Origin of the sequence: Chryseobacterium sp. JV274, assembly GCF_903969135.1 — a bacterium.
Taxonomy (GTDB): Bacteria; Bacteroidota; Bacteroidia; order Flavobacteriales; family Weeksellaceae; genus Chryseobacterium.
On sequence record NZ_LR824569.1, the window covers coordinates 1,946,915 to 1,970,257 of the forward strand.

The following is a 23,343-nucleotide window of genomic DNA, read 5'->3' on the forward strand; positions in this document are numbered from 1 at the left end:
TGGTAAAAAGTATAATAGATATATTACCATAAGAATTAAACTTGCAGGAGTATCTTTCTCTAAAATCTTTTTAAAAAAATAAGTATAAAATATTATAGCAACGTAAGAAAGGTTATTAATTGTATGACTAAATTCTCTTACATAACCAAGATATCCATAATGTACAGATATTGAGTTAACATAGAGATAATCTAAAGATAATTTATATATAATAAAAAATATTAGTAATGTAAAATACTTCATAGCAACAAAAAAATCAAGACTTATTAAATAGTAAAGAAAGTAATAAATATCTAAATAGAATTACTCCCACATAAATCCATATAAATAAATCTATTGTAGAACTCTTTCCTAAAAAAAATGAAACAAGCAAAACTAAAGTAGTAATTACCTCCCAAACGAGAAAAATTTTATTTTTCCGTTTAACCAATACACCGCTTGAGTAATGAGAAAAAGATGCGGAAATAATAGTGGTAAAAATTATTATTTTACTCATATCAAACGCTTTTCTCCATTTATTAATATCAAAAAATAAAGAGAAAAAATATTCACCAAAAATTAAATATACTATAGCAAATAATAAGGAAACTAAAAATAATAATCCAACATAAGTATTCATTTTCTTATTAAGCTTAGCTTTATTAGTTTCTGACAAGTCTTTGTATATTAATCCATTTAAACTTTCAGATATTAAACTTAATGGTTTATTCACAATTTTAGAAGCCATGAAATAATTTCCCAAAATAGCTTCTCCAAAATAATGCTTTATAAAGAAACTAGGTAACTCTGCATTAAAAGTATTGATAAAATAAGCTGGCATTTGATGTAATGGAAACGACTTATATTTTATTATAATGTTATAAAACTCTCTGTATACAAAATTTCTTCTTTGTATTTTGAGATAAAACAATATAAATATAGTAGCCAAAAAGTTAGGTATCACATAAGATAATATCAAAACCCAATATGATAGTTTTATATAATAACCAGAAAGTATGATGATAACTGCAAATATGGAGTTTAATATCATTGATTTACTTACAATATTCAACAAGCCTTTTTTAATAAGAATATCTTTTGATGCACTATATAAAGATTGACTAAATGCGACCAATGGTACAATTAAAAAATAGGAATCTATATCAAAAAATAAAGTTGAAATAAGTATAATGAAAAAAGAAATTAATGAGATGGTAATACTTAAGAAAATCGAAACAGCATACAGCATACTGTACTCCTCACTCTTTCCTGGTAACATAATGGCTTTGTTGTAGGACAAAGTATAAAAATATGCCAATGGGGCGGAAATAGATAAAGTAAACGACAGCACTCCAATTTCATAATCAGAATAAATTCTTCCGGTAAGTGGGACTGCAATCAGTAATATTAATTGAGATAATATATTGCTTCCTAAAAAAGATATTATTTTTCTTTTCATAAATTTAAATAATCTTCTTTAGCTCTCTTAAAAAGAGTTTTGTATACAATGTAAATAAATAATTTAAAATCTTTGTTTACATAAGCTTTCTTGAGTTGTGAGAAAAAAATGTCTAAAACAGAGCTTTTTTTCAGAAATAACGGAGCAATTTCTCCATTTGTTAATGCTTCATGAAACTGTAAATCTTTTTTTTCATATCCTATCACTACATTTAAGAGCGTTTGAGGGATATGAGAATCTGAACTCCAAATTACAGGCTTTTTATATTTCAAAGCCAATAGATAGGACTTGTAATTATTAATAACTGATGATCTGGAATTAAATATTTCTATGACATCAACTGCTTGTGCCAGTTCTTCTATTTGTCTGTGTCCGTCGTAGGGATGCGGTAAAATCAGTAGGGCATTTTGTTCTTTTGCATTTTTATAAAACTCCTGCCATCTCATATCTGTTATTTCATTCTTCAAATTTAATGCAATAACATCTCCTCTATCAGTCTTATATTCTGCAGCAGTAGGAATCTCTACATTCAGATTTTGTTCTTTTACTTTTTTCTGAAGTTCTAAGCTCCCTTTTATAGTATCATGGTCCGTTAAAACAACAAAATCAAGTTTTTTCTCTTTTATTATTTTAATTATTTTTTCAAGTGTATTAATTCCGTCATAGGAATAGGTACTATGAAAATGAAAAATTCCTTTTTTCATCTCATTTACTTTGAGAACATTTTTTTTATCGTCCATAGTAATTTAATTGAATCAACGAAAAAGTTTTCAAACAGATTCGTATAAGAGTCCTTATAAAAATATTCTTTTATTTTATACAGTTTTCCTGTTTTAAATAAAACCAAAAGATCTCCATCTAATACCCAGAAGAACTTTTTTTCAACATCATATCTTTTTTCAATTTGTTCTTCCACATTATTTGAATAAGCTTCAATCAAAGTTTTACCGAAATTGAGTCCTAATGCATAAGATAAATCTAATGAACCCCAAAATTTGGGATTCAACTCTATTAAATAATATTGCTGTTTCGTCTCATCATATTTATATTCAATCATTAGTGGACCGGACCAATTTAAATATTCTATAATTTGTTTAGATACATTAAACATTTTTTCACAAAAAATAGATTTGGCTGCCGTACTGGATCCTCCTGTAATTGGTATTTCTCTAATACGTTGATGCATGTAATAACTAATGATTTTACCTTCTTTAGCGATACAAAAAAAGCCCCTTCCTACTCCTGATACCTGTTCCTGCATTAATAGTTTTACTCCCCCTGACAAGTATTTTTCTATTTTTTCGAATTCGGAGTCAGAACCTAATTTTACATAAAACGGGTCAAATTTAGCTAAACTTTCATTGCTCGATTTAACAACACAATTCTTATCTCTACTATATAGCCTTAAATCCTCCAGATTTGCAAATAATCTGCATTCAGGATAATATACATCCTTAAGAGAGTTCAAAATTACCATTTTATCTTTATTTAATGCTATTTCAAGACTCTCTTTTGTAGGGATTAAACATAGTTCCCTATATTTTTCTGAGCATATCTTTACTGCCTCGCTTCCTACCGGGATTATGAATTCAGGTTTAATTTGTTTAACAGATTCTTCTAAACTTCCTACAATATAATCTTTACAATATCCCAATCTTTTTGTAAAAAAAACGGCTTCTTTGTCTGTAGCAAAAATTTCGTGCACATTTTCTCTGTACAATTCCCGTTGTATCGCTATAGAGTTTTTATAATTTGCATCTGTTATCAAAATTCTCATACTGACTTTGTGTTATTCAAGGTTGAGCAGAATTCAAGTATCTGACAATATAATTCTTTCTTTTTTTCACTTTCAAATTCATCATTATGCCAAAGTAATGAAAATCTTCCTCCAACTTTATAACACTGAAGGACTATTTTTTTTACGTAATGAAGAGCTTCATCATTATCTATACTTATTTTAGAGTAATCTAAAACACTTCCTTCCATTACAATTAAAGGTTGTATTTCTACATTCAAAACTAATTTTTTATAGATATCAAACGGTTTGTAGGGAAAACATGTTCCGCACCTAAAACCACCTGTTTCGTGAAAGGTTAAGGTATTATCATACTTCTGCCCTACTTGGGAAATTTGTCTTAGTGTTTCAAGAAAATTAATTCTTAAATAATGCATTCTACCTCCAAGATCTGTAGGGATATTCAGTTCAGACAAAATTGTTCTGAGCTTCATCCACTCTGTCTTAATCTTAAATTTTGATGATGCACTGTAACTATAATGAATTCCTACTTCGTGGCCTCTACCGTCAATTTTTTTTATAAGACGTTTTACAAAATTGGTATAGTTATATCTAAAATCAAATTTAAAAGAGGTATTGCTTGGAATAAAATAAAACTTACTGGTTATACCGTGTTTATCTGAAACATCCATAATCCAATCAAATGTATTTGAAGCCTCATTATCAAAAAAAAATTTCCTATCAGTCAAATAAGAAAAAGCCAATCGGGGTCTTTTCACTAAATCTATAAGAAAAAGCGTAAAGAATTTAGTTTTTGGAACACTGATATATCTGGATATTTTATCAACATCATGACTTACTTCGTAAGAAAATCTATTTTGCTTACAATCAATACCAGAGGCTAAAAGCATACTTCCAATAAAATAAATCCACTCATCAACTATTGGTCGCAAGTATAATTCATCCTTACATAAATGAGAGTTTTTCAACTCAAATCTGGAATGTTTGTCTTCAGATTTCACTCCATATTCCTCTAATCTATTGAGAGACCATATCATGTATGATACGAAGTCATAATTTACTGTGAAAACATTGTTTTCTTTCCTTATAAACCAGTCTATTTCCGAAACCCCAAATAAAACCAAATTCTCATTTGGAATCTCTAGCCCTGTTGTTTTTGAAATAGATTCTCCAGACACATAACAGAAGGCATTTTCTTTATTGAAAAATGCTTGTCTTCCATTATTAGTAAAGTTAATAGTTGCAAAATGGTTTTTCTTAGAAAAAATCAGACAAAAATGACCATCAGAAAATTTAACCTGGACATCTACATCAAATCTCTCTCTAAAAATGTTACCAACCCAATCTTGCAGCAGATTATCTGAAAGTATTTTTAGGAAATAATTACTTGTTACCAAAATTTTTAAATATTATGAAATTTTCTACTTTTTATCATATATTCTCTCAATAATATCCACCACTTTAAGCCCTTCCAGAGCATTCGTAGTAATAGTATTTCTCCCTTTCAATACATCAACAACATTTTCAATAATGTAATGGTGATTGGCAGCAGATCCTTTATAAGCACCATAATCATTTCCAGGATTTGTTGGAGCTAATTCCGGCATTACATAGTCTTTTATATTACAGACTTCTACTTTGTCCATATACTGCCCACCGATTTTCACAGCTCCATGTTCTGCAATGATTGTCATTGAACTTTCAAGGTTTTGATTCCAAACAGAAGTAGAATAATTTAAGGAACCCATTCCTCCGTCTACAAAATCAAAGCTGACGAAACCTGAATCTTCAAAATCAGTAAGCGTTTCATGATTAAAATCTGCAAATTTCGCCTGAATATTGGTAATATCTCCGAATAACCAATACATGATATCTATAAAGTGAGAAAACTGCGTGAATAAAGTTCCGCCATCCAGTTCTTTCTTTCCGTGCCATGATTCCGGTTTGTAATATCGGTCATCACGATTCCAGTAGCAATTAAGCTGAACCATAAATATTTTTCCCAGTTTTCCGCTCTCTACCATTTCTTTTACCCAGACAGAAGGTGGCGAGTATCTGTTTTGCATCACTGCAAAAACTTGTTTATGTTTATGCAACGCCTGAAAAATAAGTTTTTCAGCATGCTGTTTCTTCAGCGCCATTGGTTTTTCTACCACAACATGCTTTCCTGCATCTATCACTTTATAAGACTGTTCAAAATGGAATCCGTTTGGAGAAGCGATATTAATAACATCCACTTCGATTCCGGAAGCTAAAAATTCATCCAGTGATGCAAAAAAGGGAACGTCATAATTTTCAATTCCCAATACTGATTTATCTTTAACATCAATCAGTCCTACCAACTCACATTCATCATTTCTTGAGATCATTTCGGCGTGTCTTTTTCCGATATGCCCGCAGCCTACTACTGCAAATTTTATTTTTTCACTCATTTGTATGTTTTTAAATTTTTGAAACTTTGTTATTTTCTAATTTGTATTTTTCTCCACTTTCTTCACAAACGGCAATATTTTCTGCATCAAATTGAAGTCTTTGCCCAAATTCGCTCATCCATCCCATCTGTCTGGCAGGGTTTCCTACTACCAATGCATAATCCGGTACTTCTTTTGTAACCACAGCTCCTGCTCCAATAAAAGCAAACTGACCTATATTATGGCCACAGACAATAGTTGCATTGGCTCCTATAGACGCTCCTTTCCCAACATGGGTCTTCAGGTATTCATTTTTTCTGTTTACAGCACTCCTGGGGTTTATTACGTTGGTAAAAACCATTGAAGGTCCTAAAAAGACATCATCATCACAGGTTACTCCTTCATAGATAGAAACATTATTCTGAACTTTCACATTCTGTCCTAAAACTACTTGAGGGGAAATGACAACATTTTGACCAATATTACATTTTTCGCCCAAAATGCAACCTGTCATAAGATGTGAAAAGTGCCAAATTTTGGTTCCTTTTCCTATTTGACATCCTTCGTCAATAACCGCCGTTTCGTGTGCAAAAAAATCTGACATATCTGCTTTATATTAATTAAAATAATTCTTAATTTCTGTAACAATAACATCCAATACTTCCTGATCAAATTCTGTATGCACAGGAAGGGAAATCACTTCGGTACAAAGTTGCTCCGTAACAGGAAGACTAAAACCTTCTTCTACATATTGAAGAAAGGCTTCTTGTTTGTAAAGGGGTAAGGGGTAATATATCATACTTGGAATATTCTTTTCTGCCAAGTATTTTTGTAGTTCATCTCTTTTCCCATTTTTCACTCTAAGGGTATACTGATGGAATACATGGGTAGAGTTTTCAGCTCTTTTGGGTGTTTGAATTTCGGCAATACCTGCAAGATTCTCATCATAATAATCAGCCATTCTGTTTCTGGCAGCTGAGTATTCGTCCAAATGTTTTAGCTTAACTTTTAAAACGGCTGCCTGAAGTGTATCCAATCTTGAATTACAGCCTAAAACTTTGTGGTAATATTTCTTTTCCTGACCATGGTTGGCTATCATTCTGATTTTTGAAGCCAGGTTATCATCATTCGTCATTAAGGCACCTCCATCACCATAACATCCAAGATTTTTTGACGGAAAAAATGAGGTACATCCGATATGGCCGATAGTCCCTGTTTTTTTTACAGTTCCATCAGAAAAAGTATAGTCAGACCCAATTGCCTGAGCATTATCTTCTATTACAAAAAGATTGTGTGTTTTTGCAAATTCAAGAATCTTCTCCATATTGGCACTTTGCCCATATAAATGAACCGGAACAATGGCTTTGGTATTGGGTGTCAGATATTTTTGTAAATCTTCCAGCTCAATATCAAAAGTATCTTCGTTTACATCTACCATTACCGGTTTTAGTCCTAAAAGACCAATAACTTCAGCAGTAGCTACATAAGTGAAAGCCGGGCAGATGATTTCGTCATCAGGCTGCAGATCAAGCGCCATCATGGCAATTTGAAGAGCATCTGTTCCATTAGCACAGGGAATAACATGTTTTACCCCCAAATATTTTTCAAAATCCTGTTGAAATTCTTTTACAGCAGGACCGTTAATAAATGCTGTATTGTCTATACATTCCTGAATACCGGCATCTACGTCTTCTTTTATTTTCAGGTATTGACCTTTAAGGTCAACCATTTGAATTTTCATATCTTTAGTTTTTTGAGTGCACGTAGAGGTGCATATTTTAATTCACGATAAGCTCACTGATCTTATTACCTATAGAAAGGCAGGAAGTGGCTGCCGGAGAGGGTGCATTTCTAACGTGAATGATATTTCCGTTTTTCACGATATCAAAATCATCAATCAATCCTCCATTTCTGTCGCAAGCCTGAGCTCTTACCCCTGAACCTCCTGCTACAAGATCACTTTCCTGTATTTCCGGTAACAGTTTTTGCAGGGCTTTTGTAAATGCGGATTTGGAAAGTGAACGATGCATTTCTCCCATTCCTGTTTTTCCATATTTTGCTACAATTTTCCTAAACCCCGGCCATAGCATAGTCTGCATTGTTTCGGTGAAATTGAAATCGAAAAAATGGTATCCTTCCTTTTTGAAAGCCAGCACAGCATTAGGGCCAGCTTCGATATTACCATCAATCATCCTGGTAAAGTGTACTCCAAGGAATGGAAAACTAGGGTCAGGAACCGGGTAAATAAGATGTTTTACCAAATATTTTTTTTCATCCTTAATTTTATAATATTCTCCTCTAAACGGAATAATGACCACATCGTTTTTTTCGTTGGTCATTTTGGTGATCTTATCAGAATAAAGTCCTGCGCAGGAAATAAGTTTTTTGGTTTTAAATTCGGAAATATTGGTGTTTACAATAATTTCAGATCCTTTATCAATGATGTTTTTTACTTCATTATTAAATCTTACTTTTCCTCCTAATTCCTCAAAAAGTTTTTTTATTTTTTTTGCTATTCCCGGATAGTCAATAATTCCGGTCTGTGGAACTTTGATTGCTTTTACGCCTTCACAATGGGGTTCAATTTCACGGAATTCTTCTCTTGAAAGGTATTTTAAATCCTGCAGACCGTTTTCAACTCCTCTTTTATAAATATTATCCAAGAGGGGTAATTCTTCCTGTGAAGTAGCTACGATTATTTTACCGCAAAGGTCATATCTTATTCCATATTTCTCGGCAAAATTAATTACCGAGTTATATCCTTCGATACAGTTTTTTGCTTTAAGGCTGCCTGGTTTATAATAAATCCCACTGTGGATTACTCCACTGTTGTGTCCCGATTGGTGTAATGCCACATCATTTTCTTTTTCCAAAATTAAAATTTTAGAATCAGGATTTTTCAGCTTAGTCTGATAGGCTGTAGCCAATCCTACCAAACCTGCACCAATGATTATAATATCATAGTTCATGATCTGTTACAGTCTTGCATCTACCAGATTTCTGTCTAAACATGCTTTGGTATCAAAAACCACAGCATTTTCTTTTTTAAGTTGATCCAGATCCATTTCCAGGAACTCATTATGAGATACTGCAATAACTAAAGAATCATACTTTTTACCTTCCTGAAGAGCATCCAGAATATCAATTCCATATTCATGTTTCACTTCCTCTTTGCTAGCCCACGGATCATAAATATCCACATTTACTCCGTAATCAGCAAGTTCTCTATAAATATCAACAACTTTCGTATTTCTGACATCCGGACAGTTTTCTTTGAATGTAACTCCTAAAATCAAGGCATTAGAATTTTTGATCACTCCACCTTTTGCAATAAGAAGTTTCACTACTTTGGCTGCAACAAACTTTGCAATAGAATCGTTTACACGTCTTCCTGATAAAATAACATCCGGATGATACCCTAATTGCTCTGCCTTGTGTGCAAGGTAATAAGGATCTACGGAGATACAATGTCCTCCTACTAATCCCGGTTTATATTTAAGGAAATTATATTTTGTACCAGCAGCTTCCAATACATCATTGGTATCGATTCCTACTCTATCGAAAATTAAAGCTAATTCGTTCACAAAAGAAATATTAACATCTCTTTGTGCATTTTCAATAGCTTTTGAGGCTTCTGCTACTTTAATGCTGGGTGCTTTATGAGTTCCAGCGGTAATGATTTTCTTATATAGATTATCTACTTCTTCGGCAATTTTTTCCGTAGAGCCTGAAGTTACTTTTTTAACACTGGTAAGGGTATTTACTTTATCTCCCGGATTAATTCTTTCCGGAGAGTACCCTACAAAAAAGTCTTCATTAAACTGAAGTCCCGAATATTTTTCAAGAACCGGTACACATTCTTCTTCTGTACATCCAGGAAAAACGGTAGATTCATAAATAATAATATCTCCTTTTTTGATAATTTCGCCCAACATTTTTGAGGCAGAAATCAGTGGATTCAAATCCGGAGCGTTATATCTATCAATAGGGGTAGGAACTGTTACAATGAATACATTAGCTTCAGAAATATCAGACAACAGGCTTGTTGCCTTATAGCCTAAAGAGCCATTAGATTCATTATATTTTTTCAGTCCGTTATTTAATTTATCAACATCTGCTTCAAGCGTTATATCCTTTCCTTCATTAAGCTGATCAACACGCTGCGTATTAATATCAAATCCAAAGACAGGATAGTGATCTGCAAATTCAAGAGATAAAGGAAGGCCTACATAACCCTGGCCTATAACCGCTATTTTATATGTTGTTGTCATTAACTAAGTTTATTTTTTATTTTTTGAAACCAAGATTGTTCTGTATGTTGGTTATAACCATAACCATATTTGTTGCTGTATCCTAAATTTTCTCTGCTTACGTCATTAAGTACAAATCCAACATTTTTGATTTTTTTCTGATCAATATTGCTATTTGCAAATTCTAATAATGCCTTTTCTGTGTATTTAGATCTGGATACATAAATTGTGACATCAGAAAGTTCAGCAATAAGGAATGTGTCTGTAACAAGAAGCAACGGTGCAGTATCCAAGATTATATACTCATATTTATCTTTCAACTCGCTCAGAAGGATTTCATAACGGCCGTTGGATAATAATTCTGTTGGATTCGGAGGAATCATTCCTGAATAAATTACATCCAGATAAGGATTAAAAGATGATACATGAATGATATCTTCAAGTTTAGTATTGTCATTATAAAGATATTCTGTAAGTCCGGTAAGTCCCTTTCTTGCAGGATTATATCTTTGAAGTTGAGGATTTCTGATATCGGATCCTATGATAATTGCTTTTTTCTTAGGATTGGCCAATGTTAAAGCTAAGTTGACAGATGTAAAGGTTTTTCCTTCTCCTTTTACTGTTGAAGTAACAAATACAACTTTCCCTTTTTTCTCTTTTGAAAGCATGAAGTTCATATTGGTAATAAGAATTCTAAATGCTTCCGCCATAGGAGTAATATCATTCATTTTTACTATTTCAGAATCTCCACTTTCAAGACTTGGTAATTCTGCAATAATAGGAGCATGTATAAGCTTTTCAAGATCATGTTTAGTAACAATTTTATTATTGAAAAGCATTGTTAAATAAATTATAATAAAAGGAATTAACAGACCTGCTACTAAATAAACCGTTAAAATAACATTGGTTTTTGGAGAAATTGCTACGGGTGAAGCATATGCAGCATCCAAAACTTTTGCTTTTGGAGCTATAATAGACTGTGCAATAGCAGTTTCTTCTCTTTTTTGAAGTAAAAGCAAGTACAGATTCTCTTTAATCTGCTGCTGTCTTTCTATACTTCTGAACATTTTTTCGATAGAAGGAAGTTTGGATATTTTCCCGGAAACTTTATTTTGTTCTCCTAAATATTCATTTTTTGCCAACTCAAGCCCAACTCTATTTCTTTGGAGAGTCTGCATAATAGAACTACGCATTGCGTTAATTTGCTTTGTAACATCTACCACAGTTGGGTTTTCTTGTGTAGCAGATTCAAGCAATCTGTTTCTTTGTAAAACAAGCTGGTTATATGAAGATATCCCTGATATTGCTTCAGGATTATTCAGCCCCACATTTGCAGGCAGAACCTGATACTGCCCTTGTTTAGACACATAGCCTATAAGAGCTGTTGTAAGTTCCAGCTGAGCATCCACATCCAGTTGCTTAGCTCTTGCTGCTGCAGAACTTTCTAAATTAATTTTAGCTTCTGTTTCTAAATCAGTAAGATTATTTTTCGATTTAAAACTCTCTTTCTGGTTTTCAACTTCTCCTAGCTCTCCTGATAATTTTTTAATTCTATCTTCAATAAAATCTAAAGTCTTTTTTGATTCTGAATTTTTATCTACAATAGCATCATTATTATAAGCTATTACCAGGCTATTGATAATATCTTTTGCTTTTGATATCTGAGGGTATTGATATCCAAGTTTTAGTACGGTAGTTTCTCTATTTACAAGATCAACATTAAGTGGCCCTTGAAGGCTATTTACGGCAGCTTCCAGAGAAGATATCTGAAGTACCAGATTATTTATGTTTAAACCTTTAACTTCTACAGAGTTAAATTTTGGGTTTTTTGTTATTATAATGTTTGCAAATGGTAAACTTATTGTTTTACCATAAGTTGTTACAATATCTTTCTTAAGACTTTCACCACTCAAAGTTAACTTCTCTCCATTGACTGCAAGTTGAATTGTATTTACAGAGCCTTTATCTTTCTTCTCTCCAATTACTCTTACTTCTACAGGGGAAGTTTCTTTGTATAGCTCTAGGGTTCTGATTTTTCCTTTTGCTGTAATATTAGTTTGAAGACTTAAACTGCTGATAACTTCACTCATCATTTTTTTTGACTTCAAAACTTCAATTTCATTGGCTATACTATTTGTTTTAAGCCCTCCAATTCCAGATAAATCAGGTAAAACTCCCAAATCACTAGCCATTACAGACGAAGAAGAGTTTTTAGCGTCTTTGATAAGAATTGTAGATTGTACACCATACACAGGTACCATAAATTTCAATGAAATATAGCCTATTATCAAAGCAATAAATGCACTTATAATAAACCAAGGCCATTTTCGGACATATGGTTTTATAATTTCACTAATATTAATTCTGATTGAGTTGTTTTCTTCTTCTGAAAATTGTGAAGTTCGCTGGTTATCCATCAATTTTTATTTCTTATTAAATAAACTTACCACTACTGCTATGGCTGTGATACCGATAGAAATTGCAGTCAGGTAAAGACCTGTATTTGGGTTTTGTTTTGCCATAACATCTTTTGTATTGTTTGAAGAAACAATAATGGCATCCCCTTGTTTCAGATTATAGTATGGAGAATTAATTAAATTAGCATCCTGAATATTAATACGACCATGAGATACAACCCCATTTTCTGTTCTTACAACCAATATATCATTTCTTTTTCCATACTGAGTCAAATCACCAGCCATCCCTAATGCATTTAAAATAGTTGCCTGTCCATTTGCAATAGTATAATCACCCTGTCTATTTACTTCTCCTAATACAGTAACTTTAAAATTAGACAGTCTCATATTAACTGTTGGGTTAATGACATATTTTGTCATTTTTTCCCTTAGTTCATCTTTAAATGTCGTTAAACTTTTATCTAATGTATTCAGTTTTCCCAATATTGGAAAATCAATATCACCATTGGCATCTACAATATATGTTGGACCAGACAATATTGTTGCTCCTTGATTAGGAGTATTTCCTCCTGCTGCTGCATTTGTTTGAACAAGTTCTGATGAAGAATAGTTTTGATTAAAAGGCTTTACAACATCCATATCCTTTGCTGTAATCAGAATAATCAGCTGATCCCCTGCCTGGATTGTATTTGCAGAATTTTTAGCAGAAGCATTGATTGCAACCTGTTCTATATTCTGCATATAATTTAAATCATTCTTCGCATTGGGATTAACTTTACAGGAAATCGCTAAAGAGGACACCAAGATTACTGCTAATATTTTTCCTTTCATTCTATTGTTAAATTATGCAAATATACATTTATATTTTTTCTATTTATCCAGGGCCTCATAGATAGAATTATTGCTTCGGAATTCCGGCACTATTGTTTTAAGAATCCTTACTACTTCCACCTTATCTCTTCTGAGGGAAGCTTTAGTAATTTGTCTAGTAAGTGTATCTATTTCTTCGAATCCCGTAGAAGGGTCTTTAGAGATCATAATTTTGTCATTATGAGTAGGAAGTGTTTTCGCATCATCACTCAAAAGTTCTTCATAAAGCTTCTCCCCAGGCCTTAATCCCGTATAAATAATCTTAATATCAATATTAGGTTCGAATCCTGATAATTTGATCATTCTTTTTGCAAGATCAAGAATTTTAACAGGTTCGCCCATATCAAAGACAAAAATTTCACCTCCTTCTCCCATTGTTCCAGCCTGAAGTACAAGTTCACATGCTTCCGGAATCGTCATGAAATATCTTACAATTTCCGGGTGAGTGATGGTTACCGGACCTCCTGCTTCAATCTGTTTTTTAAAATGAGGAATCACAGAACCATTGGATCCTAATACGTTTCCAAATCTTGTTGTAATAAACTTGGTAACATTACCCTCAACATTTTGAAGTGACTGTACAAAAAGCTCAGCAGCTCGTTTGGAAGCTCCCATAACATTGGTGGGATTTACAGCTTTATCTGTAGATACCATTACGAACCTGTTTACTTTATACTTGCTGGATAATTTTGCAACAATCTTTGAACCTAATATATTAACAAAAATCGCTTCATGCGGATTTTCTTCTACCAAAGGAACATGCTTATAAGCAGCAGCATGGTAGACCATTGAGAAGTTATATGTTTGGAACAAGGATTCCATTCTGTGATGATTAGAAACATCTCCTAAAACAAATTTGAAAGCAATATGAGGATACTTATCTCTCATTTCGAGTTCAATTTCATAAAGAGGGGTCTCTGCCTGATCCAGAATGACAATTAAAGAAGGGTTAAAGTTAGCAACCTGTCTTACAATTTCACTTCCTATGGATCCTGCTCCTCCAGTTACTAATACTGTTTTATCAAAATGCCTGCTCTTAACTTTTTCGTTCTGAATTTTGATAGGTTTTCTATTTAACAAGTCTTCAATTTGAAGATTTCTGATAGATCCTCCCAAATCACTGTCTCTCAATTTTTGTACTGAAGGCGCTTTAAAGACATTAAGATCTTTCTCTAAAAACAAATTCACCCACGTATTCATCTCATCTCTGGCCATCATCTCTTTTACAATAAGAATTCCATCAATAATAAGATCTTCTTTCGTGTTTTCTTCTATTTTTTGTTTTCCGTAGATGGGCTTTCCAAGTAGAGATGCCCTTTTAGAATCTGTTCTTTGAGTTAAAAAGCCCACTACCTGATAAGGCAGACTTGGATTATCAAGAATCGCACGTGCAATTGCAATGGATTGTTCATCAATCCCCAGCACCAAAATTCTTTTTTTCAATGCACTTCTTCTGTATTCCCTTACAATATGGAAAAACTCTTTCACATAGAGTCTGAAAAGGAATAATCCCATAAATGAAATTACAAAATAAAGCATCAGATAAGGAGTAAGTATAAACTTAGCTCCTGTAGTCCAGAAATAAAGAATATTGATAGTTCCAATAGCCAGCATTGTACAAAAGCAGGATATCAGAAGCTTAAATAAATCTATAAATGTTGAATGGCGGATAATTCCGGCATACGTCTTGAAGAGATACATAAAAACAGTATTCGCCAGAATAATAAAAGCAAAGATTAAGCTTTTATCTTCATGGTATATAAATTCCTGCTTGGTAATTTTTTCGATAATGTAAGTGGAAAGAAATAAAGATATAACCAGAATAATAATGTCTATTACAAGAATTATCCATCTAGGAAGGTATCTTACGTCTGAGAGATTGACAACATTATCCCCTCCAAATATTGTTTTTCTAAGAGAATCGTACATTGTCTATATTGGTGTTCATATTTAATTAAAATTGTAATATCTGATCATCTGATCAAAGATAATTCTGATACAATCATGCAAAAATAAAATAATTTTATTTCAATATGTTGAAATCAAAAATAAATTTGATGTTATATTTATGAAATCTAATAATTCCATTACGATACAGCTAAGCTCACAGACAAAAATCATACCATATAAAGTCTTATAAAGGTGATATTTATCTGTAAAAAGTCTTTATTTCAGCTGTTTCATGTTTTAAATCATCATTAAATCTTTATGTATCAATCTCTTTCAATGAACTGATTGTTTTTTTGTTAAAAGTCATATTTCAAGTTTTTTTAAATTCATTAATATATTATTCAAAAATATCAATTATTTTCTCATATTCAAAACCTTTACTCATCAAATATTTTATAGTTTTGGTTTTTTTTTGATATTCTTTCAAACCATTTTGTTTAGAATAATACCCTTCGAAAATTTTTCTGATAGTCTTTTCATAATCAGAATCATCTATCTCATCAAAGCACGAATTGATCAGTCTTTCTGAAACCTGTTTTTGCTTCAGATTCATTTTTATTTTGGTCTTACCCCAGTGTTTGATGTAAAATTTGCCTCTGATATAGCTTCTTGTAAACCTTTCTTCATTCAGATAGTTTTCTTTCAGGAGGTATAAAATAATTTCTTCTTTAGCTTCATCAATAAGCAGAAACTCTCTCATCTTCTGTTCCACTTCTGCATGACAGCGGTCCTGGTAAACACAGTAATTGACCAGTTTCTGTTTGATTTCCTCAAAAGTATAAGATTTCTTTTCCATTTGAATAAAAAAAGAATGAGCAGTTGCCCATTCTTTATATGATATTGAAATGCCTGTTAGTAGTTAAACAAAGCTTTTCCTTCCATTAATTCGTTAACTTTCTTTCTTACAGAGGTAAGAACTTCTTCATTTTTGATATTGTCTACCACTTCAGAAATCAATCCTGCAATAGTATCCATATCATTTTCTTTCAATCCTCTTGTTGTAATTGCTGCTGTTCCTAATCTGATACCAGATGTTGTGAATGGAGACTTATCATCAAAAGGAACCATATTTTTGTTGCAGGTAATATCAGCAAGTACTAATGCTTTTTCTGTTTCTTTACCATTCACGCCCTTGTTTCTAAGGTCTACCAACATTAAGTGGTTATCTGTACCTCCACTTACGATATCAAATCCTCTGTCGATCATCGCTTTTGATAGTGCCTGAGCATTGAATTTAACTTGTTTTGCATATGTTTCGAACTGTCCGTCCAAAGCTTCACCGAAAGCGACTGCTTTACCAGCGATAACATGCTCAAGCGGCCCTCCCTGAATACCTGGGAATACAGCTCCGTCTAATACCTGGCTCATCATTTTGATTTCTCCTTTTGGAGTTTTGTGGCCATATGTATTTTCAAAATCTTTACCCATCATGATCATCCCTCCTCTTGGACCTCTCAGGGTTTTGTGAGTAGTGGTAGTTACTACATGACAGTGCTCAAATGGTGAGTTTAATAATCCTTTTGCTACTAAGCCAGCCGGGTGAGCAATATCTGCCCAAAGGGTAGCTCCTATTTCATCTGCCACTTCTCTGAATTTAGCATAATCCAAATCTCTTGAATACGCTGAGAAACCAGCAATAAGCATTTTTGGTTTTTCTCTTAAGGCAATTTCTCTCATCTGGTCATAGTCAATAAGACCTGTTTCCTGTTGAACTCCATAAGAAACCACATTATATTGGATGCCTGAAAAATTCACTGCAGAACCGTGAGTAAGGTGTCCTCCCATCGAAAGGTCCATCCCCATGATTTTATCACCAGGTTTCAAAACTGCAAGATAAATGGCTGCATTCGCCTGAGAACCGGAATGTGGCTGAACATTCACATAGTCTACTCCGAAAAGTTCTTTTGCTCTGTTGATAGCCAATGTTTCAACCTCATCTACAACTTCACATCCTCCGTAATATCTTTTTCCGGGATATCCTTCAGCATATTTATTTGTCAGTACACTTCCCATTGCTTTCATCACGTTTTCAGAAACAAAATTTTCTGATGCGATAAGCTCTAATCCGTGAGTTTGTCTTTGTCTTTCCTTTTCAATCAGGTCGAAAATAATATCCATTTTACTTTTAGTTTTTGAAATTTCCACCCCAAATGTACGGAATTTTCATTGAGATTTCTCTATGGAAAAAATGATTTTAAACACTAAAAAATGAAAAACGCCATTAATAAATCTAATATTATGCTTCTTTTAATCTGATCAAAAATCTTTTAAAATTCTTCATCCACAAGTTCTTTATTGACTACAGCACCGGCAAAATTTCCCTGTGCAACAGCATTAGCCACAGAACGCATCATCGTTACATTGTCTCCACAGGCAAAAACTCCGGAGACATTTGTTTTCTGCATCATATCTACTTTAATAAATCCCTGTTCTGTAAGCTCACATCCCAGATCATCGGACACATTGAGATTTTGTTCAAAAGGAATTTTAGCATATAAAGCCTGTAAAGAAACTTCTTTTCCGTTTTTAAAAATAATTTTTTGAATAGATCCATTTTCATGTTTGATCTCTTCAATTTCATCTTCATTCAGCATGATTTTATTCTGCTTTAGCTTTTCAGTTTGTTCATTAGTAAGAACAGCTTTTCCATTGGTAAACAGAGTAAGATTTTTAGTCAGATTAAAAATCAGTTTTGAAAATTCGTAAGCCATTTCTCCATTGGAAAGAATTCCGGTAGTCTCGTTTTTCACTTCATAGCCATGACAGTACGGGCAATGTATAACAGAAATCCCCCAACATTCTGCAAACCCTGGAATATCCGGCATTACATCCTTCACTCCAGAAGCAAGGATGAGTTTTTTAGCATGGAATTTTTCATCAGATGAAGTTTCAATCTCGAAACCTTCGATTGATTTTACTGTTTTCATAACGGTTCCGTTATAAAACCGGACCGTGTTGTATTTTTCTACATCTTCTTTTGCCAGCTTTGTAATTTCTGCAGGCGTTTTGCCATCATGAGTAACAAAATTATGGGAATGAGGAGTCTGCCTGTTACAAGGCTTTCCGTTATCAATAATCAGGACATTTCTTAAAGATCTTCCTAATGACATTCCTGCTGATAATCCTGAATAGCTTCCTCCTATTATAATGACATCAAATTTTTTATTTTCCATAGTTCAGTTGATAGTTGATAGTTGATAGTTGATAGTTGATAGTTGATAGTTGATAGTTGATAGTTGATAGTGCAAAGTTAACATAAAATCAAACAACGCAACAAAGTTGCAATAACATTTATCTATTAACTTTATTTTGTCAACAAAACATCATTTACAATCTTATGAAAACTACTTCCATTCATTTTTTGTCTCATCAATTTCATCCTGAATTCTTTTATTGATATCTATTTTTGCTCCCTGTAAGCTGAAAATTGCCGTTCCTCTTTCTCTTGCATATGGATTGGCAATAGAATCCTTTAATTTTGCAACTTCAAAAAAAGAACCGGATTCCTTAAGCTCTTTTCCTGCTTCGGGAGCATCTTTGACCCTGATAACATTTTTATATTTTTTGCTTACATCTATCCAATTGATATAATCTGCATGAAATGACATCGCCACAATACCCGCTTTTGAATAATAATTAATTGCTCCTGCCTGGCCATAATTATCACACAGCACCATGGTATTTCCTGACTTTGACAGACGGGAATATTCTTTATCTACTTTCTGAGCCAATTCTTTCCAACCCTGCATATCGGCAAAATCCTGTGGCAAAGGATGGTCTTTTCCATCTTCCCAGCGAAGCAGTCCGAATTTTTTGTACTGCTGCGGATGAGATTCAATATATCCGGGACTTCTATTGGGAAAGGCTACATTATATAAAGGAAGAAATAAAAGTACAGGAATAAGGATGCTGACGGGTTTCAGGAATCTCTTCCTCCCTTTTTCAAATAGATGACCAAGAAAAACGGATCCAAAAGCAATGTACACCGGATAGAGTCCAATTGCATAATAATCTTTTGCTTTAAAAAACAAAAACAAAGCAATTGTGATGATATAGCTCCAAAAGAAAAATCTGAATTTATCGAAAGGCTTATACAATAACAATGCTCCCCAGCCTGCAATAATTACAAAAACAACTCCAATGAAGAATAATAGCTGAGATTTCATAAAACCCATTCTATCTACATGCACAAGCTGTTTTTCAGAAAGTTCTTTCATATGATGAATGACCGGAAAATGATTCTGATACTGCCAGAGAAGGTTAGGAAAAATAATGATTAAAGCTAAAAGTGCGGCCAAATACACATGAGACTGCATAAAAATCTTCCTTTGCTCTGTCAGCAATAATGCAGGAATAAGCCCTAATAATGAAAAAGCAATATTGTATTTATTTAATATTCCTATTCCAAAAATGACAGCTCCAATATAAATCCATTTTACTTTTTCCGAATTAAAATATTTAATCAAAGCATAATAAAGGAACAACCACAGAAAAATTTCTAAAGATGTAGGCTGAAACAGCATATTTACCCGAAGAAGTACTGAAAATAATACTCCCAAAGAAGCCAGTATTTTAGCAAACAAACTTCCCTTGAGTTCTTCAACAACTTTCCATGTCAGCACAATTGTCAAAGCTCCAAACAGGGCTGGAAAAAATTTAATCCAAAATATGGAATTTCCAAGCATTTTAATTATCCAGGCCAGCCAGGAATTTACCGGAGGAACAGAGAGATATCCCCATGCGAGATGATTCGCCTGATCGAGATGCAGATATTCATCTCTGTGAAGTTCATACTCAGAGCTTATCAGTGAATATTGGAGAGCAAACTTTGCAATGATAAAAAGTAAAAGAATCCAATAGTCTTTTTTCATGGGATATAGTTTGGAATTTAAAGGTAAGACAGTCTAAACCTCTATTTTGTTACACCTATGTTATTTCAAACCTATTATCAATAATTTCAGTTTTTATCTTCTGAATATTTTCAGACCAATACTTAATTTCTTCAATCTTCTTAGGACATTCTTCCAGATGAATCTTCTGACAAGCAGTTAAATATTCCTGATAGGTTTTCAATATAGTATTCAGGTATGTTTCGTAGTCTTTAGGATTTTTAGGAATATACCCTATTCCATCGCAACCACATGAATGAAAGCATTTTCCTGTTTTAAAAAGACTTTCTACAATCCTCCATTCTTTGACTGCTGTTTTTTTAGGAGCTTTAAAATCTTTCCCCAGATCAGCCATCACATTACTGCATTCAGGGCATTTTACCGTTCTGTTTTCAATATCTGAAACCATTTTTTCCAGCTCCTTTGTTTCTGCTTTTGTGAAAACATGTCCTACTTTACGAATTGACTTCCCATTAGGGTTATGGTATATCTTTTCTTTTTCGATCCTTTGTATAATGTCATAGGCATCCGGCTGTTTAAATGATTTTCGGCATTTAAAACAGACATAATGTGATTTATAAGTTTTCCGTGCGTATCGACACATTTTTCATGGATTTATCTGATTCAAATATAGGAATTTACTCTTGCAAAAATTTTGATATAAAAAAAGAATCCCGGAGAAAAAAATTCCTCCGGGATTCACAGTTTAAAAGTGTATAGTGTAGTTTATTATTTTTTATTCGCTTTTTCTTTCAGCTCTTCTTTGTCTTTATCAGATGGATTCCAAACTTTTACTTCAGTGTCTTTTGTAATGTTTGATCCCGGAAGAATCTGAACGTTGATACCGTCACTTGCTCCCAATTTCAAGTATACTTTCTTGAATTTCCCGTCTTTTTGTTTCACTTCTACAAAAGGAACATCTTTACCTTGTTTCTTTTCATACTGAACTAAAGATTCATCCAATAATAAAGCATTTTTCTGAGAACTCAAAACAATTTCACCGTTTGCAGAAAAACCTGCTCTAATATACTCATTATTAGGATTAGTTACGTTTCCTTCTACCGGAAATTTAATAGTTCCTGCATTATCCTTTCCTTTAGGCGCGATCATGGTAAGTTTTCCTGGAAAAGTTTTGTTTTGTAAAGCACCGATTACGATATTCATATCCATGCCTTCGTTTAACTTTCCAGCTTGAGCTTCGTCAATTTCACCTTTAAAAATCAAAACGTTCAGATCTGCCACTGAACAGATTGTAGTACCTGCGTTGAAGTTATTGGCTTCAATCACCTGACTTCCTGCTTTTACAGGAACTTCAAGTACGGTACCTGAAGCTTTGGAACGAATTTCGGTGGTAGCTAAGCCCTGTCCTTTAAGTTCAGGAGTAGCACCTGTTTTAGCAATCTGCAATCTTTTCTGAGCAGTATTCAATTGCTGCTGGGCATTTTTCAAAGTCTGCTGCTGAGAGAATAACTGCTGCTGAGAGTTCAGATATTCCTGTTTAGAGGCTACTCCCTGCTTGTATAATTTCTCCTGCATCTCAAACTGCTTCTGCATATTTCCTACATTCATCTGGGCGTTGCTGATCTGGATCTGTGCATTCTGAACTTCCTGCTGAGAAGCATTTACTTCAGAGATGCTTGGGACAATTTTCACGGTAGCAATCAGCTGTCCTACCTCTACTCTATCTCCTTCTTTTACTAAGATTTTATCTATAATCCCTGCAATATTGGGTTTAATTTCAATTTCTTCTTTGGGAACAATTTTTCCTGTTGCCATTACTTTATCATCCATATTCTGAATAGTTGGCTTACGGGTCAGGAAAGCCTCCCCTTCTTTAGAATTTGATTTTATAAGATAGCCAAGCCCCGAGAACAATGCCACTGCAAATAAAAGCCCCAAGACAATATAAATGGCTTTTTTCCAGGTGAATTTCTTTTTCATATGTATAGTTTATTTTTTATTAAATAGATTGAATGATTTAAAAATTAAAAGATGGATTCTGTACATTTATCAGCTGTTCATCTTGATTTTCAAATTAATTATTCTGTTCTTAATGCTTCAATAGGTCTAATTTTTACGGCTCTCTGCGCGGGGATCATCCCGATTATCAGTCCTAAAATCACCATTACGGCCATCGCAGCAAATACGTTTCCATAGTTGACTGTCGGATTATAGAATGGAAACGAATCCTGTCCCTGTGTAACGGCATTGAGAATCATCAGCACAAAAATCCCAGACATAAAACCTAGCAATCCCGAGGAAAGCGTAATCACAACACTTTCAAGTAAGATCTGATTTCTTACTTCTGACGGTTTTGCTCCCAATGCTCTTCTGATCCCGATTTCTTTGGTTCTTTCTTTTACCGTAATCAAAAGGATGTTTGAAATAGCAATTACTCCGGCAAGGATTGTCAGTGTCCCCACAATGATTGTTAATAACTGCATTCCCGTAAGGAAACCTGTCAGTTTTTTAAACTCTTTTCCGAGGTTGAAACTCCCGAAAGCATTGGTATCTTCAGGTGAAACTTTATTTTTTGTTTTCAACACCTGCTTTACATCTTCTTCTACGGAATTTACATTGGCATTAGGCTTACTTACAATTGCAAACATGTCTATCTGCTCTCCTGCATTATACATTTTTGTATAGGTAGAAAGTGGGATGAAAGCTGTTTGGTCATTTTCAAATCCGCCTCCTTTTTTTACCCGGAAAACTCCGATTACATTAAAGAACAACCCTTTAATATTGATTGATTTTCCAATTGGGTTTTCTTTTTTCTTGGCATCAAAGAAGTTTTTGTAAATTTCTTCTCCTATAACCACTACATTTTTATTTCCTGAAACATCGGCATCATTGATATAACGTCCGAAGATCAGTTTCTTTTCTGAAATTTTATTTCCCACAGAGTAGTCTCCGGTAAGCGAATACGTTCCATTCTTCCCGTTTCTAGACATCGCTTCCCCTGGTGTTCCGGTAAAGCTTCCTCTTGCATTTTGCGGCGATATATAATCTATGGCAGTTACTTTTCTTTTCAGCATTTCCATATCGTTTAAGTTCAGGTGAACTTCACGACCTTTAGGAAATCCTTCATAAGGAATAGATGTTTTCTGTGCCCACAGGAATATTGAATTGGTAGCAAAACCGGAAAATAATTTATCAAAACCATTCTCCATCCCTTTTGCTGCTCCAAGAAGGCTTACATACAAAAACATCCCCCATCCTACGCCAATCATGGTAAGAAATGTTCGGAGTTTATTATTCCTCAGTGAGTAATAGATCTCCTGCCAAGTATCTTTTTTAAATATGATATTCACCTTGTTGAATTATAAGTTATAAATTATGAATTTGCTTCATTTCTTTTTTTA

General features: G+C 33.4%; 19 protein-coding genes. All 19 read right to left on the reverse strand.

Annotated elements, in window-relative coordinates:
* Positions 1-256 precede the first annotated feature (256 nt).
* The 19 genes from CHRYMOREF3P_RS09030 to CHRYMOREF3P_RS09120 all read right to left on the reverse strand — a co-directional run bounded on the left by CHRYMOREF3P_RS09030 (position 257) and on the right by CHRYMOREF3P_RS09120 (position 23,292).
* Positions 257-1,438 carry a lipopolysaccharide biosynthesis protein gene (locus CHRYMOREF3P_RS09030; RefSeq protein ID WP_180564440.1) on the reverse strand — a complete coding sequence of 394 codons (1,182 nt, stop codon included), beginning with the start codon at positions 1,436-1,438 and terminating at the stop codon, positions 257-259.
* On the reverse strand, positions 1,435-2,142 hold the full coding sequence (locus CHRYMOREF3P_RS09035) for a PHP domain-containing protein (protein ID WP_180564441.1): 708 nt from the start codon (positions 2,140-2,142) through the stop codon (positions 1,435-1,437). Before CHRYMOREF3P_RS09035 ends, CHRYMOREF3P_RS09030 begins: the two co-directional genes overlap by 4 nt.
* A 5-nt stretch (positions 2,143-2,147) precedes the next feature.
* Entirely contained in the window at positions 2,148-3,215 is a 1,068-nt protein-coding gene (locus CHRYMOREF3P_RS09040; RefSeq protein WP_180564442.1) for a hypothetical protein, read from the reverse strand.
* Positions 3,212-4,591: a polysaccharide deacetylase family protein gene (locus CHRYMOREF3P_RS09045; protein ID WP_180564443.1), complete on the reverse strand. Its 1,380-nt coding sequence runs from the start codon at positions 4,589-4,591 to the stop codon at positions 3,212-3,214. The genes CHRYMOREF3P_RS09040 and CHRYMOREF3P_RS09045 overlap by 4 nt, the downstream gene beginning before the upstream one ends.
* Before the next feature lie 24 nt (positions 4,592-4,615).
* Positions 4,616-5,626, reverse strand: coding sequence for a Gfo/Idh/MocA family protein (locus CHRYMOREF3P_RS09050; RefSeq protein WP_180564444.1), 1,011 nt, complete (start codon positions 5,624-5,626; stop codon positions 4,616-4,618).
* A gap of 10 nt (positions 5,627-5,636) precedes the next feature.
* The gene (locus tag CHRYMOREF3P_RS09055; RefSeq protein ID WP_077419227.1) at positions 5,637-6,209 is read right to left on the reverse strand and encodes an acyltransferase; all 573 of its coding nucleotides are present in this window, start codon (positions 6,207-6,209) and stop codon (positions 5,637-5,639) included.
* Positions 6,210-6,221: 12 nt separating this feature from the next.
* Positions 6,222-7,346, reverse strand: a complete 1,125-nt coding sequence (locus tag CHRYMOREF3P_RS09060) for a DegT/DnrJ/EryC1/StrS family aminotransferase (RefSeq protein WP_180564445.1) — start codon at positions 7,344-7,346, stop codon at positions 6,222-6,224.
* Positions 7,347-7,383: 37 nt separating this feature from the next.
* The gene (lhgO, locus tag CHRYMOREF3P_RS09065) at positions 7,384-8,574 is read right to left on the reverse strand and encodes an L-2-hydroxyglutarate oxidase (protein ID WP_180564446.1); all 1,191 of its coding nucleotides are present in this window, start codon (positions 8,572-8,574) and stop codon (positions 7,384-7,386) included.
* Between the two features lie 6 nt (positions 8,575-8,580).
* The gene (locus CHRYMOREF3P_RS09070) at positions 8,581-9,876 is read right to left on the reverse strand and encodes a nucleotide sugar dehydrogenase (RefSeq protein WP_180564447.1); all 1,296 of its coding nucleotides are present in this window, start codon (positions 9,874-9,876) and stop codon (positions 8,581-8,583) included.
* Positions 9,876-12,272 carry a GumC family protein gene (locus CHRYMOREF3P_RS09075; protein WP_180564448.1) on the reverse strand — a complete coding sequence of 799 codons (2,397 nt, stop codon included), beginning with the start codon at positions 12,270-12,272 and terminating at the stop codon, positions 9,876-9,878. The genes CHRYMOREF3P_RS09070 and CHRYMOREF3P_RS09075 overlap by 1 nt, the downstream gene beginning before the upstream one ends.
* Before the next feature lie 6 nt (positions 12,273-12,278).
* Positions 12,279-13,103, reverse strand: a complete 825-nt coding sequence (locus CHRYMOREF3P_RS09080) for a polysaccharide biosynthesis/export family protein (RefSeq protein ID WP_180564449.1) — start codon at positions 13,101-13,103, stop codon at positions 12,279-12,281.
* A 39-nt stretch (positions 13,104-13,142) separates the two neighbouring features.
* Positions 13,143-15,071, reverse strand: coding sequence for a polysaccharide biosynthesis protein (locus CHRYMOREF3P_RS09085; protein WP_077419221.1), 1,929 nt, complete (start codon positions 15,069-15,071; stop codon positions 13,143-13,145).
* A 358-nt stretch (positions 15,072-15,429) separates the two neighbouring features.
* Positions 15,430-15,888 (reverse strand): regulatory protein RecX, encoded by a 459-nt coding sequence (locus CHRYMOREF3P_RS09090; RefSeq protein WP_077419220.1) that lies wholly within the window; start codon positions 15,886-15,888, stop codon positions 15,430-15,432.
* Between the two features lie 56 nt (positions 15,889-15,944).
* Complete coding sequence (gene glyA / locus CHRYMOREF3P_RS09095; protein ID WP_180564450.1) at positions 15,945-17,210, reverse strand: serine hydroxymethyltransferase; 1,266 nt, start codon at positions 17,208-17,210, stop codon at positions 15,945-15,947.
* Positions 17,211-17,359: 149 nt separating this feature from the next.
* Positions 17,360-18,265 (reverse strand): NAD(P)/FAD-dependent oxidoreductase, encoded by a 906-nt coding sequence (locus CHRYMOREF3P_RS09100; RefSeq protein ID WP_180564451.1) that lies wholly within the window; start codon positions 18,263-18,265, stop codon positions 17,360-17,362.
* 171 nt (positions 18,266-18,436) lie between these two features.
* Positions 18,437-19,963, reverse strand: a complete 1,527-nt coding sequence (locus CHRYMOREF3P_RS09105) for an ArnT family glycosyltransferase (protein WP_180564452.1) — start codon at positions 19,961-19,963, stop codon at positions 18,437-18,439.
* Positions 19,964-20,018: 55 nt separating this feature from the next.
* Positions 20,019-20,585, reverse strand: coding sequence for a hypothetical protein (locus CHRYMOREF3P_RS09110; protein WP_077419216.1), 567 nt, complete (start codon positions 20,583-20,585; stop codon positions 20,019-20,021).
* A 125-nt stretch (positions 20,586-20,710) separates the two neighbouring features.
* Positions 20,711-21,922, reverse strand: coding sequence for an efflux RND transporter periplasmic adaptor subunit (locus CHRYMOREF3P_RS09115; protein WP_180564453.1), 1,212 nt, complete (start codon positions 21,920-21,922; stop codon positions 20,711-20,713).
* A 98-nt stretch (positions 21,923-22,020) separates the two neighbouring features.
* On the reverse strand, positions 22,021-23,292 hold the full coding sequence (locus CHRYMOREF3P_RS09120; RefSeq protein ID WP_047386832.1) for an ABC transporter permease: 1,272 nt from the start codon (positions 23,290-23,292) through the stop codon (positions 22,021-22,023).
* Positions 23,293-23,343: the final 51 nt, after the last annotated feature.

Bases quoted from the DNA above. Each gene is read 5' to 3' on its own strand.
- CHRYMOREF3P_RS09030 (WP_180564440.1), bottom strand. From the start codon at position 1,438: ATGAAAAGAAAAATAATATCTTTTTTAGGAAGCAATATATTATCTCAA.
- CHRYMOREF3P_RS09035 (WP_180564441.1), bottom strand. From the start codon at position 2,142: ATGAAAAAAGGAATTTTTCATTTTCATAGTACCTATTCCTATGACGGA.
- CHRYMOREF3P_RS09040 (WP_180564442.1), bottom strand. From the start codon at position 3,215: ATGAGAATTTTGATAACAGATGCAAATTATAAAAACTCTATAGCGATA.
- CHRYMOREF3P_RS09050 (WP_180564444.1), bottom strand. From the start codon at position 5,626: ATGAGTGAAAAAATAAAATTTGCAGTAGTAGGCTGCGGGCATATCGGA.
- CHRYMOREF3P_RS09055 (WP_077419227.1), bottom strand. From the start codon at position 6,209: ATGTCAGATTTTTTTGCACACGAAACGGCGGTTATTGACGAAGGATGT.
- CHRYMOREF3P_RS09060 (WP_180564445.1), bottom strand. From the start codon at position 7,346: ATGAAAATTCAAATGGTTGACCTTAAAGGTCAATACCTGAAAATAAAA.
- lhgO (WP_180564446.1), bottom strand. From the start codon at position 8,574: ATGAACTATGATATTATAATCATTGGTGCAGGTTTGGTAGGATTGGCT.
- CHRYMOREF3P_RS09070 (WP_180564447.1), bottom strand. From the start codon at position 9,876: ATGACAACAACATATAAAATAGCGGTTATAGGCCAGGGTTATGTAGGC.
- CHRYMOREF3P_RS09075 (WP_180564448.1), bottom strand. From the start codon at position 12,272: ATGGATAACCAGCGAACTTCACAATTTTCAGAAGAAGAAAACAACTCA.
- CHRYMOREF3P_RS09080 (WP_180564449.1), bottom strand. From the start codon at position 13,103: ATGAAAGGAAAAATATTAGCAGTAATCTTGGTGTCCTCTTTAGCGATT.
- CHRYMOREF3P_RS09085 (WP_077419221.1), bottom strand. From the start codon at position 15,071: ATGTACGATTCTCTTAGAAAAACAATATTTGGAGGGGATAATGTTGTC.
- CHRYMOREF3P_RS09090 (WP_077419220.1), bottom strand. From the start codon at position 15,888: ATGGAAAAGAAATCTTATACTTTTGAGGAAATCAAACAGAAACTGGTC.
- glyA (WP_180564450.1), bottom strand. From the start codon at position 17,210: ATGGATATTATTTTCGACCTGATTGAAAAGGAAAGACAAAGACAAACT.
- CHRYMOREF3P_RS09100 (WP_180564451.1), bottom strand. From the start codon at position 18,265: ATGGAAAATAAAAAATTTGATGTCATTATAATAGGAGGAAGCTATTCA.
- CHRYMOREF3P_RS09105 (WP_180564452.1), bottom strand. From the start codon at position 19,963: ATGAAAAAAGACTATTGGATTCTTTTACTTTTTATCATTGCAAAGTTT.
- CHRYMOREF3P_RS09110 (WP_077419216.1), bottom strand. From the start codon at position 20,585: ATGTGTCGATACGCACGGAAAACTTATAAATCACATTATGTCTGTTTT.
- CHRYMOREF3P_RS09115 (WP_180564453.1), bottom strand. From the start codon at position 21,922: ATGAAAAAGAAATTCACCTGGAAAAAAGCCATTTATATTGTCTTGGGG.